This window comes from Bartonella sp. W8151 (assembly GCF_016100385.1).
Lineage (GTDB): Bacteria > Pseudomonadota > Alphaproteobacteria > Rhizobiales > Rhizobiaceae > Bartonella > Bartonella apis.
On the sequence record NZ_JACFSO010000001.1, the window covers coordinates 44,293 to 62,392 of the forward strand.

At 46.5% G+C, this 18,100-nt stretch carries 17 protein-coding genes, 1 other RNA gene and 1 pseudogene; 6 read left to right on the forward strand and 13 right to left on the reverse strand.

The genetic code is table 11. The features are described from left to right. Window positions 1-78 precede the first annotated feature (78 nt). From glmM to H3V14_RS00285, 13 genes and pseudogenes are all read right to left on the reverse strand, one after another. Window positions 79-1,431: a phosphoglucosamine mutase gene (gene glmM / locus H3V14_RS00230; protein ID WP_075915452.1), complete on the reverse strand. Its 1,353-nt coding sequence runs from the start codon at window positions 1,429-1,431 to the stop codon at window positions 79-81. 231 nt (window positions 1,432-1,662) lie between these two features. Next, window positions 1,663-3,813, reverse strand: coding sequence for an ATP-dependent zinc metalloprotease FtsH (ftsH, locus tag H3V14_RS00235; protein WP_198226022.1), 2,151 nt, complete (start codon window positions 3,811-3,813; stop codon window positions 1,663-1,665). 101 nt (window positions 3,814-3,914) lie between these two features. Further along, window positions 3,915-5,264: a tRNA lysidine(34) synthetase TilS gene (gene tilS, locus H3V14_RS00240; RefSeq protein ID WP_198226023.1), complete on the reverse strand. Its 1,350-nt coding sequence runs from the start codon at window positions 5,262-5,264 to the stop codon at window positions 3,915-3,917. Continuing rightward, on the reverse strand, window positions 5,255-6,310 hold the full coding sequence (ybgF, locus tag H3V14_RS00245; protein WP_198226024.1) for a tol-pal system protein YbgF: 1,056 nt from the start codon (window positions 6,308-6,310) through the stop codon (window positions 5,255-5,257). Before ybgF ends, tilS begins: the two co-directional genes overlap by 10 nt. Before the next feature lie 122 nt (window positions 6,311-6,432). Next, window positions 6,433-6,924, reverse strand: coding sequence for a peptidoglycan-associated lipoprotein Pal (gene pal, locus H3V14_RS00250; RefSeq protein WP_075869304.1), 492 nt, complete (start codon window positions 6,922-6,924; stop codon window positions 6,433-6,435). Between the two features lie 366 nt (window positions 6,925-7,290). Continuing rightward, window positions 7,291-8,532, reverse strand: a pseudogene (tolB, locus tag H3V14_RS00255) (Tol-Pal system beta propeller repeat protein TolB); the annotation flags it as partial. A 231-nt stretch (window positions 8,533-8,763) separates the two neighbouring features. After that, on the reverse strand, window positions 8,764-8,898 hold the full coding sequence (locus H3V14_RS10900) for a hypothetical protein (RefSeq protein ID WP_255520363.1): 135 nt from the start codon (window positions 8,896-8,898) through the stop codon (window positions 8,764-8,766). Window positions 8,899-9,022: 124 nt separating this feature from the next. After that, window positions 9,023-10,075, reverse strand: a complete 1,053-nt coding sequence (locus H3V14_RS00260; RefSeq protein WP_198226026.1) for a hypothetical protein — start codon at window positions 10,073-10,075, stop codon at window positions 9,023-9,025. A gap of 21 nt (window positions 10,076-10,096) precedes the next feature. Continuing rightward, window positions 10,097-10,558 (reverse strand): protein TolR, encoded by a 462-nt coding sequence (gene tolR / locus H3V14_RS00265; RefSeq protein WP_075869306.1) that lies wholly within the window; start codon window positions 10,556-10,558, stop codon window positions 10,097-10,099. Window positions 10,559-10,571: 13 nt separating this feature from the next. Next, window positions 10,572-11,285, reverse strand: a complete 714-nt coding sequence (tolQ, locus tag H3V14_RS00270; RefSeq protein WP_075913894.1) for a protein TolQ — start codon at window positions 11,283-11,285, stop codon at window positions 10,572-10,574. 812 nt (window positions 11,286-12,097) lie between these two features. Then, the gene (locus H3V14_RS00275; protein WP_198226027.1) at window positions 12,098-12,793 is read right to left on the reverse strand and encodes a DUF1013 domain-containing protein; all 696 of its coding nucleotides are present in this window, start codon (window positions 12,791-12,793) and stop codon (window positions 12,098-12,100) included. 131 nt (window positions 12,794-12,924) lie between these two features. Then, window positions 12,925-13,926: an NAD(P)H-quinone oxidoreductase gene (locus H3V14_RS00280; RefSeq protein WP_246784906.1), complete on the reverse strand. Its 1,002-nt coding sequence runs from the start codon at window positions 13,924-13,926 to the stop codon at window positions 12,925-12,927. Between the two features lie 418 nt (window positions 13,927-14,344). Next, a complete protein-coding gene (locus tag H3V14_RS00285; RefSeq protein ID WP_371809429.1) occupies window positions 14,345-14,518 on the reverse strand; it encodes a YdcH family protein in 174 nt (57 codons plus the stop codon). Window positions 14,519-14,749: 231 nt separating this feature from the next. Between H3V14_RS00285 and H3V14_RS00290 the strand changes: the two genes are divergently transcribed. The 6 genes from H3V14_RS00290 to ssrS all read left to right on the forward strand — a co-directional run bounded on the left by H3V14_RS00290 (window position 14,750) and on the right by ssrS (window position 18,045). Next, complete coding sequence (locus H3V14_RS00290) at window positions 14,750-14,953, forward strand: YdcH family protein (RefSeq protein ID WP_075869308.1); 204 nt, start codon at window positions 14,750-14,752, stop codon at window positions 14,951-14,953. Window positions 14,954-14,974: 21 nt separating this feature from the next. Then, complete coding sequence (gene purE, locus H3V14_RS00295; RefSeq protein ID WP_198226028.1) at window positions 14,975-15,478, forward strand: 5-(carboxyamino)imidazole ribonucleotide mutase; 504 nt, start codon at window positions 14,975-14,977, stop codon at window positions 15,476-15,478. After that, on the forward strand, window positions 15,475-16,554 hold the full coding sequence (locus tag H3V14_RS00300; RefSeq protein ID WP_198226029.1) for a 5-(carboxyamino)imidazole ribonucleotide synthase: 1,080 nt from the start codon (window positions 15,475-15,477) through the stop codon (window positions 16,552-16,554). The genes purE and H3V14_RS00300 overlap by 4 nt, the downstream gene beginning before the upstream one ends. Before the next feature lie 192 nt (window positions 16,555-16,746). Continuing rightward, window positions 16,747-16,872 (forward strand): type B 50S ribosomal protein L36, encoded by a 126-nt coding sequence (gene ykgO, locus H3V14_RS00305; RefSeq protein WP_075869311.1) that lies wholly within the window; start codon window positions 16,747-16,749, stop codon window positions 16,870-16,872. A 113-nt stretch (window positions 16,873-16,985) separates the two neighbouring features. Further along, window positions 16,986-17,780, forward strand: coding sequence for a tetratricopeptide repeat protein (locus tag H3V14_RS00310; RefSeq protein WP_246784908.1), 795 nt, complete (start codon window positions 16,986-16,988; stop codon window positions 17,778-17,780). 103 nt (window positions 17,781-17,883) lie between these two features. After that, window positions 17,884-18,045: non-coding RNA, 6S RNA (ssrS, locus tag H3V14_RS00315), on the forward strand. Window positions 18,046-18,100: the final 55 nt, after the last annotated feature.

Sequence of the window (18,100 nt, forward strand, 5' to 3'; positions counted from 1 at the left end):
AAAAAAAAGCAGCCATTTTAAGGCTGCTTTTTCAAAATTCGCAAATGTCGAAGGTTTTCTCGGCGCTTCACAAACCCGTCAGGCGGCGTCTCTCACCTTCTTTAGCGCATCCACAATCTCGTCAACCGCATTACCGATCAGACGTTCATCATCACCTTCGGCCATAACACGGATGAGCGGCTCGGTTCCCGACGGACGGATAACCAGACGACCGTTTTTCCCCAAACGCTTTTCGACGTTTTTAATAACGTCTTTGACATGAGCTTCTTCAAGGGGCTTACCTTCAGAAACACGAACATTCTTCAAGACTTGCGGAACCGGCTCGAAGCGATGGCAAAGCTCGCTCATCGGTTTTTGAGATTCTTTCGCACATCCCAGTATTTGTAGCGATGTCACCAAACCATCTCCGGTTGTGCCGTAATCGGATAGCACGATATGACCCGATTGTTCACCACCAACATTAAAACCATGCTGGCGCATATATTCAACAACGTAACGGTCGCCAACCTTGGTCCTTGCCATGGTCAACCCTTTTTTGGCGAGAAACCTTTCAAGTCCGAGATTGGACATCACTGTTGCAACGATGCCGCCCCCTCTTAACAGACCATTTTCCAGCCAACGTTCGGCAACGACTGCCATCAACTGGTCTCCGTCGATAATGGCACCGGTTTCATCAACCATCACCACGCGGTCGCCATCACCATCAAGTGCGATACCCGCATCTGCCCTGACTTCATGAACTTTACGCATCAAAGCAATCGGGTGGGTCGAACCGCAATCTTCATTGATATTTGTACCTGTCGGCTTATCGCTTAGTGTCACAACTTCCGCACCAAGTTCCCACAAAGCAAGCGGCGCTGCTTTATAGGCCGCACCATTGGCACAATCGACAACAATCCGCATACCGTCCAGCCGGACATCGCGCGGCAACGTACGTTTGGCAAATTCGATATAGCGATAAATGTCACCTTCAACACGTTTTGCCCGACCGATTTGCGATTGGCCGGCAAGTTCGTTGGTCATATCGGTTTCAATAAGTTTCTCGATCTTCAACTCGATTTCGTCGGAAAGCTTGAAACCGTCGGGACCAAATAATTTTATACCATTATCGAAAAAAGGATTGTGTGAAGCTGAAATCATAACACCAACATCGGCACGCAGCGAACGGCAAAGCATTGCGACGGCAGGTGTGGGAATTGGCCCCAGAAGAAACACTTCCATGCCACTTGCTGTAAAGCCTGCAACCATTGCATTTTCCAGCATATAGCCCGAAAGACGTGTATCTTTCCCGATCACGACTCTTCCCGGCCGCCCTTGGCTGCGAAAAAGAATACCCACCGCCATACCGACTTTCATAGCCACATCCGCGGTCATCGGAAATGTATTGGCTTTCCCCCTTATTCCATCGGTACCGAAATATTTAAACGCCATTATATTTTCCTTTTTCGACAAAATTCCAAGTTCAATAAAATTCTGTCAGCCACTCATACACCAGTCTCTTTTGTTCCGATTAACAATTTTTAGTAAGAAAACCAATCATTGCTTCACCAAACAAAGGTTATAAAGGCCGGAATTATCAAGACACGGTTAACATAACAGCGCTTGAACAAAATAAAAGCGACTTGAGGTTATCAAGCCGCTTCAAAGTTTTTAAAATAAAGTTCAGGCCTTTTTGTCATCCGGATTGTCGGTGTCCGTTTCTGTTTCAGCCGATTTGTTTGATGGCTTTTCAGCTTTTTTTACCGTTTTTTCGGACTTTAGAGACTTTGACGTTTTTGACGTTTTCGTCATCTTTCTGGTCCTTGTCGACTTTTTCTCAACCGCAGTTTTTGCTGTTTCGGACTTGTCGGAAGCCTCTCGCTTTTCATCGACCTTGTCGGCCTCATTGGAAACAGTTTTTGCCCTTACAACAACCGACTTTGAATGATCGGCTTTGGGTTTTTCAGGTGTTTTTCCGGCTTTCGGAACACTTGACACATGCGGGGTTGGAGAATCCTTGCCCATATCGCGTGATGGCGGTTTGCCATTGATGACTTCCTGAATTTCCGATCCTGTAAGGGTCTCGTATTCAAGCAAACCTTCGGCAAGAGCAACCCATTGTTTCTTCTTCGACGTCAAGGTTTGTTTTGCTGTCTGATAGGCTTCGTCAATAAGACGACGAATTTCAGAATCAATAACTCTTGCTGTCTCTTCCGAAACCTGTTGGTTACGGCCACCACCTTGAAGATACATATCTTCCTGACTTTCGCCATAGGTAACCTTACCGAGTTCGTCGGAAAAGCCCCAGCGTGTGACCATCGCACGGGCAAGCTTTGTTGCCTGTTCAATGTCGGAGGAAGCTCCGGAAGTGATGTTATCCTTGCCGAATTTCAATTCTTCGGCAACACGGCCACCCATCATGATTGCCAGACGCGAAATCATGTAGCGGTAACTCATCGAATATTTGTCACCTTCCGGCAATTGCATAACCATACCAAGTGCACGACCACGCGGGACAATCGTTGCTTTGTGCACCGGATCGGCTGCCGGCATATTGATTGCGATAATGGCGTGTCCGGCTTCGTGAAAAGCTGTCAGCTCTTTTTCTGCCGGTGTCATGGCGGAATGGCGTTCCGCTCCCATCATGACTTTATCTTTAGCATCCTCGAATTCCTGCATGGTGACCAAACGTTTGTCACGCCGTGCTGCCATAAGTGCGGCTTCGTTGACAAGATTCATCAAATCGGCACCGGAAAATCCCGGTGTACCGCGCGCCACAATCTTCAAATCGACATTCGGCGCCAAAGGCACATTGCGAACATGGACTTTGAGAATTTCCTCGCGCCCTGCAACATCGGGGTTGGGAACAACCACCTGCCGGTCAAAACGCCCCGGACGCAACAATGCCGGATCAAGCACATCAGGACGGTTGGTTGCGGCAATAAGAATAATGCTTTCATTCGGCTCGAACCCGTCCATTTCGACAAGAAGCTGGTTCAGCGTCTGTTCGCGTTCATCATTGCCACCGCCAAAACCGGCACCGCGATGACGGCCGACGGCATCAATTTCATCAATGAAAATGATACATGGCGCATTCTTTTTTGCCTGTTCGAACATGTCGCGAACACGGCTTGCACCAACGCCGACAAACATTTCAACAAAATCCGAACCGGAAATTGTGAAAAACGGCACATTGGCTTCACCGGCGACCGAACGGGCAAGCAATGTTTTACCTGTTCCGGGCGGGCCAACAAGCAGGACACCCCGCGGGATACGACCACCAAGACGCTGGAATTTTTGCGGTTCACGCAGAAATTCGACAATTTCCTGCAGATCCTGTTTTGCTTCATCGACACCCGCAACATCCTTGAATGTTACGCGGCCATGCGCCTCAGTGAGCAGTTTTGCCTTGGATTTGCCGAACCCCATCGCTCCGCGCGATCCGCCTTGCATCTGGCGCATGAAGAAAATCCATACGCCGATCAGGATGACAACCGGCAAAAGCGAGAAAAGCAAATTCATAAACGTGCTGTTTCCTGTGCTTTCAGGTTGCGCCCTGACATTGACGTTCTTGCTTTCAAGACGTTCGACAAGACCGGGATCATTAGGAGCGAAAGAAAGAACTGTTCTGTTATCGGTTGTAACAGCGGTCAACCGTTGTCCCTGCATGGTAACGGTTTTGATTTCTTTATTATCAACCCGCTTCAGAAAGTCTGAATACGTTATCTCTCCTGCGCCAGCTTGCTGACTATTGCCGTTAAAAAACGAAAATAAAGTAATCAGCAAGAGTGCAATGATCCCCCATATCAGGAAGGAACGATAATTTGGATTCATATTAGGTCCACTCGATCTATTACGCTCTATTGGATAATTTTAATGTAACATATGTGCTTGAAGTTGCCTTGCCAAGGCTGAAGATGAGCTTTCATGATGTTTCATCCAGCTTTTTGGTCATTTTCTTGCGATGTCGACAAGGTAATTTCGAAAAAACGGCTCAATATTTTAAAAAGCGGATAATCATCCGACGAGATGAGCCAACCAAAAGGACGCATAAATCTTTTACAGGTGAGATTTTCTGCATGAACAAGTTTTCCGGTAAGAGCCGGAATATCAATTCCCGACCGGCTGAAAATCGCTAGCGCTGTCTGTAGCGAGAGAAAATGGATCGACCGATTGTTGATATTTTGTTCTTGAGCCACCGCTTTTATATCACAAAGTGAAGGAACATTCACCCGTATAGCATTATCCGACCGGTTATCAATTCGATAGCGACCATCCCAGATGATCGAAGAATGGGCACCGGCAACACTTGCTGTCTGATTTCTTGCCTCACGCCACAATCTGATATTTTTACCGTTGAGCTCGATGACTGTTCCAAGCAACGTGAAATGATAAAGAGATGTGCGTTTCTTCGAGAACTGGTTTTTCAGAAAATCGACTTGTGAATCACTTGCAAGAACTTGCGAGCCGCCGATGATTGACGCAAGAACACCCATAACAAAAGGAAATTGCGGATCATTCAACTGTTCGTCCGACACTTCGCTTATCGTACATAAGGCATGCTGCATTGTTATGCCGAGTTTATCAACAAGCCGAGCGGCAGCTTTACTTTGAGCGCGCCTGAAAGTTGCCGCCTCTTCGACTTTTTTCGCAATAGCGTCGACATCCTCATCCTTCAAACGTTTACGGATGCGCACCCGTTCATAATGCGGGTTTTCATTCGTCGGATCGTCAATCCAACCCTGGTTGATCGAGCGCAAATATTCCCGTAATGCTTGTCTCTTCACTCCCAAAAGTGGCCGGATCAAGCGTATTTTGCGCATAAGAAGTGATTCACGCGGCATACAGGCAAGACCGCGATGACTACCGCGATGCAATCGCATTTCATATGTCTCGGCCTGATCATTCAAAGTGTGGCCGGTCATGATAACGCTTGCCCCGACTTTCTCGGCAACAGAAAAGAGTAAGCCATAACGGGCGATCCGTGCTTCATGAGACAAGGCGGTTTGCGGCTTTGCATCTGCCCAGCAAACGGTCTCATGTTTCACGTTAAGACGCTCACACAGTTTTCCGACTTCTTCGGCCTCGGCCGCAGATTCGGGACGCAGACGATGATCGACTGTGACAGCGATGAGTTCGGGCGGATTTTCCAGTTCTTTCAAATAATCGCGCAGAAGAAATAAAAGAGAAGTCGAATCCCCGCCACCTGAAACAGCGGCAATGACAATTTTGCAGTTTTCGAAATCTGATGGCTGAAAGAGTTTTTTGAAATCTATTATTGACACTTGTTGCGACTTTGCTCGTCCTTGACACGTTTCAGAACTGCCGGATCTACAGTTTTGTAACGTTTTGTCACTTCGGCAAAGGTTGCGCAAGCCACTTTCTGTTCATCAAGATGAGCCATGCTCATTCCAAGTTTTAAAAGGTTTTCGGGCCCGCGTGGAGAATCTTTGTAATTACGCTGCACATCAATATAAGCTTGTGCCGCTTCGCGATAGCGCTTCTGTCCAAAAAGAGATTCACCAAGCCAGAAACTTGCATCGGCAATTTGCGGATCGGTCGGATAACGCTCCTGAAAAGCTCGAAAATCTGCTTCAGCAGCACGATAATCGCCGGATAGAATATTTTTATAACCAATGTCATAAAGTTCTTTTGCGCTTGTTGTTTGTGGTGCAGTTGGCAAAGCCGAGCCACTCTGTGCGGCTTGCCCTTGGCCTCCCGTTGCTACCGCATTCTGGTTGACACTCCCGTTAAGGATATTGCCATTTTTGTCAAATTCGATTGACCCCAAATCTTTCGGCGCTTCTTCAGCATTTATATTCTTTTGTTCGGCGTTTTTTTCTGCCCCCACACCCGGAAGTGCCGGTGCACTTTGAGTTGTGCTTGCCGCCCGTGGCATTTCCTGTTTGGCACCGGTTTCACTTGCGGGCGATTGCGGTTCCACCGCCTGTGACTGTTTTTTCGGTTCTTGTGCCGGTTGCTGGGCAGGGGCTGCTGCCCCGCCACCTTGCTGCAATTGGCGCAACTGTTCCTGCATTTGCAAAACCATGAAATTCAGTTCTTCAACTTTTCCGGTAAGTTCACGCACCTGTTGTTGAAGATCGGTTACACGGCTATCCGGCTGGGGCGACATCTGCACTGTCTGGCTTTCGACAGTTTTTTTCTTGCCGAATGGAAAAAGCCCGTTTGCAAAAGACGATCCACCCTGATCGGCAGATGCACTATAGCAGGGAGAGAGTACGGCAAATGACAATGCCGGTACAAAAGCTGCTGTGATAACCAGACGTTTTACCGAACATGTCAATAAACGGGGGGAAGAAAGAAAACCCATTGTGCTGTCCTTTTATTTATGTTCGCGTCTTCAACACCGTTAGCAGCCAACTTCGGCGGAAATTTGTCACAAAAAAACGGCCCTTTTAAAGAGCCGTTTTCAAATGTGAATAAAACTTTAAATCAGCGTGCGTTGTTCAGGACTGTAACAGCACGACGGTTCTGGTTCCAGCACTGCGGAGCATCGCAAACTGCAACCGGACGTTCCTTACCATAAGAAATGGTCCGCATACGGTTGGCGGCAACACCCTGTGAAATCAAATAATCACGTGCGGCAACAGCACGGCGCTGGCCAAGTGCGATATTGTATTCGCGTGTACCACGTTCGTCGGCATGACCTTCAACGGTAATGGTGTATTGCGGATAACGCTGCAACCATTGTGCCTGACGGGTCAATGTCTGCTGGGCATCTGCACGAATGCTGGATGAATCAAGATCAAAGAATACGCGGTCACCAACGTTGACTGTAAAGTCCTGCGCTGATCCCGGTTTTGCGTTGTTCAGTCCCAGCGCATTGGGATCATTCAGGCCGTGTTTGGCGCAGCCAGCGAGAGTTAGCGATAAGACAAATGCTATAGCAAGCGGATTGCGAGCAAGTTTTTGGAAACGGCCCATGTGCCGAGACTCCTTAAAAGTTAGCGGTTGATTTTCAAGGCTTTTAGCTTGATTTGCTTAAAAAGCTCTCAACACGCATGGTTAATGAATACTTACGCATCACTTTTTATAAAAAATACAAATCCACCGGTTGCTCGCTGATTGAGGCGGAAAGACGGCAGATGTGTTTTTCCTTAGCGCGAAATGAGTAAAAAGTCCAATAGCAAGTTAAACGGAAAAGCCGTTAAATAAAAACGCCGCTTTAAAACTTTCAAAGCGGCGTTGAAACCAATTTCTTTTCTTGTTCAGGCTAACAAGGTCAATCAGCCGAAAAACTCCGAATTATAAAACCTTGAAGCTCTTTTTAGATAGATAGCAGTATTCCTGCTAGTCAAGAAGCGGCGACCAGGCCGGATCGGAGGCTCCATTGGGGGTAGGTAAAGCACGTTCATTGCGTCCGGTAATATCTATTGTATAAAGCTTTGGTTGCTGTCCCTGATTTTGCCGGAAGAACATGATAACGCGACCATTCGGCGCCCATGTCGGGCCTTCATTATGAAAGCCCGATGTCAACAAGCGTTCACCCTGCCCGTCAGGCTTCATGACACCGATTGAAAACTGCCCCTGCGACTGTTTGGTGAAGGCAATATAATCGCCACGAGGTGACCAGACCGGTGTCGAATAGCTGCCATCGCCGAATGAAATACGGTGCTGGTTACTGCCATCGGTATTCATAACATAGATTTGCGGTTTTCCTCCGCGATCGGATTCAAAAACAATCTGCGTACCATCGGGCGAATAGGAAGCCGATGTATCAATGGCCGGTGTTGTCGTGAGGCGAGTTGTCGAACGGGAGCGCAAATCCATGGTGTAAAGATTGGCACTGCCATTATCCTGCAAGAGGCTCATGATCACTTTTTGACCATCAGGTGAAAAACGTGGTGCAATGGTCATATTCGGGAAAGTACCGACAAGTTCACGCTGGCCAGTTTCGATCTGTTGCAAATAAACCTTCGGGACATTGTTACCGGCATAAGCCATATAGGTAATTTCCTGACGGCTTGGTGAAAAACGCGGCGTTAAAACGAGTTCACGGCCGTTCGAGATATAAGTGAGGTTTGCTCCATCCTGATCCATAATGGCAAGACGTTTGACACGTGCATTTGCTGCACCTGTTTCATCAACGAATACGATGCGCGTATCAAAATACCCCTTTTCACCGGTCATTTTGGTATAAATAGCATCGGCGATAATATGGGCAACGCGGCGCCAGGTTTGGGGCGTTGCATAGAACTGGCGGCCTTCAAGTTGTTTGCCACCATAGACATCCCACAAGCGGAATTCTACGCGCAGTCGTCCATCTGCTTCTTTTGTCACACGGCCGGTTACCAGACCCTGTGCGTTGATTTGTTGCCAATCGGGAAACCGCGGTTGTACATCCGGATTGGAAATACGTTCCAGAAATGACGATTTGTCAATCGGCTTGAAAAGCCCTGAACGTTCAAGATCGGCGGTCACCACTGAAGAAATTTGCACCCCCATCTGGTCACCCGCGATAAAATCGGTAACCGCAATGGGGATTGGATTGAAATCGGCTGACGAGACAGTTCCCTTCAATTGCGCAAAAGCGGTATGCCAGCTTAAAAATGGCAAAACCATTGACACAAAAACAAAAATATAAAGGCGCTTATTTTTCTTAATCATCGAAGAAACCATTTTCTTTCCGTTGCCTTGAAGCATTCCACGTTACGTCTTTTTCGTATCGGAATAGTAAAAATTCCGATGTTTATTCCAATTGCATGAACCGCTTTTCAATCATGACAAGACTTTTTTGAAAAACCGGTTCCAAGCCTTTTTGCATCAGATTGTTACCAACTGCCCGATATCTTCAAACCATTTTCGAGCAACGCCTTGTCCTCTGCCACTATCATCATTGCCGTGAGATAATTTTGTTAGGCCGGAAACCGGATGTGCAACCGAAAACAACATGAACATCGAAACTGTCTTACGCCATCATGAAGAAATTATTTCATCAACACCATTGGTGAATAGCAAAGTCGGTCATCTCCCCTAAAGTTTTTTACCTTCTTTAATCCCGTCACAAAATACGTCGACACAATCAGAACGAATTGAACGGGTCGATTTTCAAATCAAATCCCTGACCCCATTTGTCGTATTGGTCACGTGGCAAATCCTCGAACGGCTGACAGGCAAATATGGCCGCACGTGTCTGGTTGATCAGCAAGTCCACTTTATTGGGGTTACCACTCATTCCGGTAATAATCGGTTCACCGACAACTTTGCCCTCGATGCTCAAATTAAACTTGGCTTCTGCAACCGGATTTTCTCCGGCAACTCCGCCGCCAAGAGCCGCCAATTTCAAGTTTTTGGTGATACAACTTGTTGCCGCATTAACGAGTGTCTGTCCAACATCCTGACCATTGCCGATATTTTTCTTGGCGCCAAACCCCGCAGGCCCTTGCGAACGGGCAGCACCACCGCCCGATGTGCGCGTTTTATCTATCAAGGCCTTTTCATTCATTGCCAGAATATCATCGACACTCTCACCTTTGGCTTTTACAGCAGGCTTTGGTTCTGCCGGTTTCGGTTTTGCCGTCGGCAAAGGTGCCTTTTCAGGCAGATTCGGGAAAGGATCCTTCTTCGGCTCACTTGCAGGCTCACTCGCATCAGCTGATTCTTGCGGCTTCGGCTCTGCCTGATCCGGTTTTGAACTTTCTTCCGGCTTTTGTTCTTCTACCTTCGGTTTTTCTTCAGGTTTTGGCGTATTATCCGGTTTTGTTTCCGGTGTTTTTGTAGGTGGAACAGGATTCGGATCCGCGTCGGGTGTGCCTGAAGGCGGCGGTGTTGCATCCACATCGCGATCCTTTTCCTTGGGCTTTAATGGTGCTTCATTATCAACTTTGCCATCACCGACATGCTCGGCGTCAGGCTTTTCAACCGGTTTTGTGGTCGGCTTCGGCGCGGCTTTATTCTCTTTGGATGCAGTCAACTCGCCTTTTTGTATCGAAGTTGTTTCGACAATCGGCACCAGAGAAACCGGCAAAGCTTCGGTTACCTCCGCATTAAAATCGGCTGGCGAGGAAAGGCTGATAAGCCCCCAGGTAAGAATCAGGGCATGTGCCGCTACCGATGTTGCCAGACCTGCTTTCATAATATCAGTCTATCGCCAATTTTACTGTTGTGGCAGACTTGCCAATGCAACATTGGTAAAGCCCGCTTTCTGAATGATTGCAAGAAGGTCAAGAACCTTCTGGTATTCTACTGTTTTTGCCCCGCGAACAAAAATACGTTGCTTGGAAGCGTCGCCGCCTGATTCTGTCACAGCTTTCAATTTTGCGACAACCTCATCGGGCGTATCATAATATTCTTCGTTAACAGCAAGGCGCCCCTGATCGTTAATGGAAACTGTCAAAGGTTTTGTTTCGGTATTGACGGGGCCGGCTTGCGTCTTTGGCAAATCAAGCGGCACACCATTGACAAGCAATGGTGCCGAAACCATGAAAATAATCAACAGAACCAGCATCACATCGACAAATGGTGTAACGTTGATTTCGCTCATCAAGCCACGACGCGGTGCGCCGCCACGGCGACCACGCCGTCTTGAACCACCGGAACTTCCTACAGCCATACCCATCTCAGAATTCCTTTTAGTAAGACTGGCGAGAAGTCAATTTCTCATCGATTTGACGGGAAAGAATGGCTGAAAATTCATCGGCAAAGCCTTCAAGACGTCCGGTGATTTTCCCCGCGTCTCCCGACAATTTATTGAATGCAATAACTGCCGGAATAGCCGCAAGAAGGCCAATGGCCGTTGCCAGCAAGGCTTCCGCAATACCGGGTGCAACAACGGCAAGAGAGGTATTTTTCGATGCAGCAATGGACTGGAAAGAACTCATAATACCGACAACCGTTCCGAACAAGCCGATAAATGGCCCTGCCGAACCGACTGTTGCGAGAAACCCCAAACGCGATTCCATTCTGTCACTCTCGCGGGCGAGTGCAACATCCATGGCTTTATCAATGCGGCTTTGCAAGCCCATAGGTGAACGTGCACCCTTTTCAAGCGACTTCTTCCATTCCCGCATGGCAGCCATAAAAATGGCTCCCATTCCGAAAACCCGTCGGTCATTCAGATTTCTGTAAAGATCTTCAAGCGATTGTCCGGACCAGAAAATCTGTTCGAAACGGTTCATCGCATGGCGAATGCGACTATAGGCAATCAATTTATCAATAATAATTGCCCAGCTCCAGATAGATGCCAATAGCAAGCCGATCATGACAGCTTTTACAACCCAATTGGCCTGCATGAACAGGCTCCAGATTCCTACCGACGCTGGACTTGCTAATTCTATTCCCGGCATAATGTGTTAATCCCTGAATCCAAACGCCCGGCATCTTTTACCGGGCGGCCTTTAGCAAAACTCTTCAATTCCTGTCTAAACGCCCGAAGCATTCAAAAAAATTCTATTAATAATGCTTCACGACATTTCTATGACGTTTAAATTTGGTGAAACAAAGGCCAAGACTGGAAGATTCCGGTGCCTCCGCTTCCTCGCTATAGATAGACAAAGATGGTTAATTTTTGGTAATTTTTCTTGTCCCAATGCGAATTCGATAATGCTATAAATATTACAGATTTACTTTTTTGCATTGTCATATTGGCAGGATCGGATAGCTATTCCTCATGCTGATATTCAAATATTGTAAAAATATCGCAAAAAAATAAAACTGGCCGGTGAAAATTATTAATTCAATCGGCTTGCTCAATCGTATTTCTCAACAGTTAATGAGCTCAAAGAATTTTAATTGTTTTTATTCCGATCAAGCTAATTGTTGACTTTTACTGATTTTTTCGGCTTTCCCGTTTCAATTACCTTTCCAGAACGAGATTGATAATTTTTATTATCCGATTCACGTCGACATAAATTTTTCAAAAAACAAGCATTTATTCCAAAAAAATAAAACCAGTAATACAAGAATAAACAAAACCCGCAATTTTTCAAATTGCGGGTCATTCAAAACAATCAAACTTCTGATAACTCAGACATCTTTAAACGTGGCATCCTTTTATCCGACATCATTTTATTGTGTCACATGCCAAGACCCTACTTTTGCGTTCATTCATTGCTCAAGCAAGTTAAACAGCAAATAAACCTGTACAATTTTTCAGAGCCTATTTGTCGTCGCGGTTATCACCTGTCTGGTCGTCAGTATTACTTTTGAGAGATGAAAGTTTGGCAAAAACCTTGTCGGCATCCAGCTCTTCATCCTTATTTTCATTGACTTCGAGATTTTCGGTTGCCGATGCAGGTAACAAAGTACCGTCTTCAGGTGTAACAGCCGGACGGTTTTTGGCAGCCTTATCAACTTCAATGTCGAGTTCGATTTGCGAGCAAAGCCCCAATGTTACCGGATCCATCGGAGTCAAGTTTGCGGAATTCCAATGGGTACGATTACGGATTTGTTCAATTGTCGACTTGGTTGTGCCAATCAGACGGGAAATCTGCGCATCTTTCAGTTCGGGATGATTGCGCACCAGCCACAAAATGGCATTCGGACGATCCTGACGCTTTGAAAGCGGGGTATAGCGCGGTCCTTTACGCTTGTTTTCCGGAAGGCGAACCTTGGGTTCGGAAATTTTCAGACGGTAATCGTTATTCTTTTCGCCGCGCTCAATTTCATCACGCGTCAACTGGCCGGTAATAATCGGATCGAGCCCTTTGATGCCTTGTGCTGATTCTCCATCGGCAATCGCTTTGACTTCCAATGGATGCAACTTGCAAAAAGCGGCAATCTGGTCAAAAGAAAGCGCCGTATTATCAACCAGCCAAACAGCTGTGGCTTTGGGCATCAATAGTTGTGTTGCCATAACATTATCCTCTCGTTCGCCCGCTCCGGTGAGGCGGGACGTGGAATAGACCACATTTTCCGGGAATTCGCCAAGCCTTATAAACCGAATTTTATAAAACGACAAGACATCAGGTAAAACTCGGCAGCCGATCAATCAATTTCGAGAATTATTTTGCCAATATGGGTGCTCGATTCGATGCGTTCATGGGCTTTTGCTGCCTCTTCAAGCGAAAAAACCTTATCAATAACCGGATGAACTTTTTGTGCTTCAAGAAGCGGCCAGACTTTTTCTTGCAATTGGACGGCAATGGCAGCTTTGAAGGCTGTGTCACGTGCCCGCAGGGTCGAGCCGGTATGAATAAGCCGCTTTACATAAATGTAGTTGAGATTGACGGTTGCCATAGAGCCGGAAAGATTGGCAATCTGGACAATGCGTCCCTCAGGTGCAGCGATTTTGTAATTCTTATTGGCATAGTCTCCTCCGACCATATCAAGGATTACGTTGACACCTTTTTTATTGGTAAATTCCTGAGCCTTGCTCACAAAGTCCTCGTTTTTATAATTGATTGCAAGATCGGCCCCGAGTTTCAAACAGGCTTCGCATTTATCATCGGTCCCCGCTGTTGTAATCACCTTGGCACCGAAAGCTTTTGCCAATTGGATAGCTGTCGTTCCGATGCCGGAAGTACCACCATGAACAAGAAAAACTTCGCCCGATTTTAAATGGGCGCGATCAAACACATTGCTCCAAACTGTAAAGAAAGTTTCAGGCAATGCCGCTGCTTTGATAAAATCATAGCCTTCCGGAACAGGCAAAGCATTATCGAAAGCAACTGCTGCATATTCCGCATAACCGCCACCGGCAAGCAAAGCCGTTACTTTGTCACCAATTTTCCACTTTTTAACCTGAGAGCCAAGTTTGACAATTTCACCGGCAATTTCCAAGCCCGGAAGTGGCGAGGCTCCTTCCGGCGGCGGATAACTTCCCTGCCTTTGGAAAACATCCGGACGGTTCACACCGGCGGCATGAACACGCACAAGAATTTCATTATCTTTGATATCGGGGACATTGACTTCAACCAGTTTGAGAACTTCAGGCCCGCCCTTACCGGCAATTTCAATAGCCCTCATTGTCTTTTTAGAGAAAGTCATCGTGTTCCCTTTCTTTGAATTGATTGCGCTTTTTGCCAATTTTCGGGCGTTTGCTTTAGCTTTCGGCAATGCCCTTCATCACATCTATTTCCGATGAGTGAGATTTATACCGGAATATCCAATTTTTTTAAAAAGCTTCCCTATCTTTGATGCGATACGGCGTTGGACTTTCAACTGTGCACATTTTGTAATGTAAAATAGCACGTTGAAACATGCTTTTTACCTTTATTGACGCCACCCTGATCATCCCTCGAATCGGGTGATTTGTGAAATTTTTCAAGACCCTCGGCTTGGCAATTGGAAAATATCGTTCAACTTTAAAAAAATCGAACATGTTTCAAGTCCATGCTTCGGCCTATGCCGTTTGTTTCAGGCATATCTTGTTCGTGCCCCGTTAGAGAAAAGCCAATAATGGAGCTTACAAATTTTTCAGCTTTTCAATTTCGTCTTTAAGTGCAAGCTTCTTGCGCTTGAGTTCGTTGATAGCAAGATCATCGGCAGAAGGCGAAGCCATGGCTTTGTCAATTTCGCTTTCAAGCTGCTGGTGTTTGCGTTCCAAAGATTCCAGATGTGCTTCAGTTGCCATAACCATGCTCCTTATTCTTTGATATTAACTTCATATTTCTTGCGAAACCTTTTTCAATCGGCAAAAAACAACTTGACATCTTTAAGATTAATTGTCGACTTCAAAATCAATTGCCACAGATTTTGACAATTAAACATTTCCGCAACTTTCCTTTCGTGGTATAGGCAAAAAAATTGATGGAAAGCTTTAAAGACTGCCCGATGAACAAGCTCCATGCCAAAATAGGACGGCCATAGAATGTCAGAACAGGAACAGGTTGATGTCAAGTTGGCCGTTGCCAAACTGAAGCAGGAACATGCTGATTATGATGCAGCTATTGATGCAATGGTAAAAGCAGGCTGTGACCAATTGCAAATCCAGCGGATGAAAAAGAAAAAACTGGCAATTAAAGATCAGCTGCAAAAACTTGAAGATCGTATTATTCCCGATATCATCGCATAAAATAAAGTAACAGGAAAAGCCATGAGCGCGAAACAACATGATGTAGCCATTATTATGGGTAGCCAATCCGATTGGGAGACAATGCATCATGCAGCTGATACACTAAAAAGTCTCGATATTGGCTATGAAGCAAGAATTGTTTCGGCGCACCGCACTCCCGATCGTTTGTTCAATTTTGCCAAAAGCGCCAAAAAAGCCGGTTTCAAGATTATTATTGCCGGAGCCGGTGGAGCTGCCCACTTGCCGGGAATGACTGCAGCAATGACAAGTCTGCCGGTATTTGGCGTTCCTGTTCAATCGCGTGCATTATCAGGGCAGGATTCGCTCCTTTCAATTGTGCAAATGCCAGCAGGAATACCTGTCGGAACACTCGCCATTGGCAAAGCCGGTGCCATTAATGCGGCACTCCTTGCCGCCTCGGTGTTGGCCTTGAGTGACAAAGCACTCGCCGAACGGCTTGACGAATGGCGTGCCAATCAGACAGCAAATGTTCCGGAATTTCCAGTCGATGAGGTAAAAAAATGAAAAGTCTTGAACCAGGGGATACAATCGGCATCATCGGTGGTGGTCAGCTCGGGCGGATGATGGCGAGTGCTGCTGCACGGCTTGGATTTCATACGATTATTCTTGAACCCACGCCGGATTGTCCTGCAGCCCAGACGGCCAATCGTCAAATCGTTGCACCTTATGACGACGAAAAAGCTTTGGATGAACTCGCCAAGCTATGCGATGTCATTACTTACGAATTTGAAAATGTTCCGGCTCGCGCCCTCGACCGGCTGGCAAAAAAAACAGTTATTTTACCTCAACCGGCGGCGCTCGAAGTTTCTCAGGATCGTTTTACCGAAAAGAAATTTTTGAATGAAAGCGGCATTAAAACCGCCCCTTGGTTTCTCGTTGATAATCGGCAAATGCTGATTGCCGGTCTTGGCAATGTCGGCGGCAAAGGCATTCTGAAATCACGCCGATTCGGTTATGATGGCAAGGGACAGGTACGGCTTGATAATCCAACCGAGGAAGAAATTGATAAAGCCCTTGCCGATATCGGCAATGCGCCTGCCATTCTTGAAGGATTCGTTCCATTCAAAAAAGAAATATCGGTTATTGCAGCACGTGATTTCAACGGACACGTTGCCTTTTATGATTGCCCTGAAAATGTTCACCGTGATGGAATTTTAAGGACATCCACCGTTCCCGCTTCTATTGACAAAAAAACCGCTGACGCGGCGCAAAAGGCAGCAAAAACGATTCTTCACGAACTTGATTATATCGGTGTGATCGGGGTGGAATTTTTTGTTCTCAAAGATGGCTCGGTCATAGCCAATGAATTGGCACCGCGTGTTCACAATTCCGGCCATTGGACAGAGGCTGCCTGCCTTGTCTCGCAATTCGAGCAGCATATACGGGCGGTCACCGGTCTTCCCTTGGGGAAAACAACGCGGCATAGCAATTGTGTTATGGAAAATCTGATTGGCGAAGATGTGAAACGCTTGCCCGATTTATTAGCCGAACCGCAAACCTTCATCGACCTTTATGGTAAAGCGGAGGTAAGAAGCGGAAGGAAAATGGGCCATATCGTCCGACTGACCGGTCGTGCCTGATAATGGATAAAAGGCACGCATAAACGCGCCAAAAGCTTAATTCTTGATAGAGTTTGACGCTAGAAACACTATTTTTGCGTGATTTGCAGTTGACAAACCCTCTATCGTCAGGCTATTTGACCGACGAAATTCAAGCCCTGTCAAGGGTCCAATCCTTTTACCCGGCGACGGGTTATACAAACGGTGATTGAAATGAAAATTAAAAATTCGCTCAGAGCGCTTAAGGGTCGTCACCGCGACAACCGCATGGTTCGCCGCAAAGGTCGTATTTACATCATTAATAAGACCAACCCGCGCTTTAAAGCCCGTCAGGGTTGATTATTTGATATATTGTTTAAAAAGGGCTCCTTTCGGGAGCCTTTTTTATTACGCTCGATTTTTCAAGCATTGCTTCGATTCTTTCCTCCATATAAGATCGCAGCCAGATATAGTTGCAGACCTTGATATTGCTGCAAACTTTCTATGGCAAAATCATATGCCACGGGTTTCATGCAACCTGGAAAGAAACGGCTGCGACAGAGGAAATGATGTTGAACAGATTGAAAATTCGTTTTTTCATTATGTCGCTATCAATCGCGATTTCTTTGTCGCCTTCTTTCGCTTTTTCCCAAGGTCTGCCGGAACTGCCGCCACAAGAAGACCCTGATTCTCCACCTTTGTCACCGGAGGATATGATTCCCGAAAAGCCGTCTCAGGAAGAAGCATTGCCTGATCTTGGGAAAGATCAGAACGCGGCACAAAAAAAACAGGCCGAGCTTGACCATTTGCTTGCTGTTTTGAAACGAACCCCCAATTACAAGGAAGCGGCAAAGTTAAGCCGCCAGATTCAGGGCCTATGGGCGCAATCGGGAAGTGATACGATTGATCTTCTGATGCAATGGGCGGAAGATGCAATTAACGAACAAGATTACGCCATGGCGCTTGATTTTCTTGATAATGTGGTTGCCTTGAAGCCCGATTATGCCGAAGGATGGGCGCGTCGTGCGGCAGTTCATGTACAATTGAATGACCTGAAACTCGCAATGAGTGATTTACAACGGTCACTTGCACTGGAACCCCGAAATTACAACGCTCTGTTTCTTATCGGATCGATTCTGGAAATGACCGGACGCAATAAACTTGCGCTTCACGCTTATGAAGATGCCTTGAAAATTTATCCGCAAATGCAACGCGCACAAAAACATGTCGCCGATATTCTTGAAGACCAGACAGGACAAGCCATCTGATTTTTCCGTCAAATCAGGCAAGGTGAAGAAGCGAATGAAAATTACTCTTTAAAAACCTCATAGCAGACTGGTAACAAGCATTGACTTGACCTATATTGGCCGAGGCGTTCTGCTCTTCTCGACAGGAATAACTGCATCCCTGGGGCCTTATTGATCTCTAAGGGAGCTGTCCCTGATTAGGCTCGTGGGCCTTTTCATATGGCACCCACCTACGTTGTAGGTTTCCCGGGATCAAATACATTCCACCGGTTGCTGCGGATCGCCACTTTCTTCTTTCAAATTGCTCTCCTTACAAGCAATCATTCGTTTGCCCTCATAGG